Origin of the sequence: Shewanella electrica (assembly GCF_022321485.1) — a bacterium.
GTDB lineage: Bacteria > Pseudomonadota > Gammaproteobacteria > Enterobacterales > Shewanellaceae > Shewanella > Shewanella electrica.
Window position 1 is genome coordinate 1 of sequence record NZ_JAKOGG010000350.1, and the last position, 266, is coordinate 266.

General features: G+C 59.8%; 1 protein-coding gene. It reads left to right on the top strand.

Annotation, left to right across the window (positions count from 1 at the left end; translation table 11 throughout):
• The coding region (locus L9G74_RS20860; RefSeq protein ID WP_238898670.1) for a TLC domain-containing protein at positions 1–266 on the top strand (266 nt) is incomplete at both ends.

The window sequence follows — 266 nt, forward strand, 5'->3', positions numbered from 1 at the left end:
CTCGGATGCATCGCACTCTACCGCCGCCCGTATCGCCACTGCATCCTCTGGGCCGCTGGCTGCGGCGAAGACTTCAGGCAGGCGCCCGCGTGCCTCCTCACCGGCCTCGAGAAGGTCTACTTCATGCTGTTCATCGCGTATTATCTCGTCGATATCGGATTCCTCTGGACCAACCCGGACTGGGTCGTCTTCTTCTGCCACCACGTGATCACCGTCATGATGGTCAGCTTCTGCCTCATTCTCAACGTCCAGGTCGTCGGAATGTG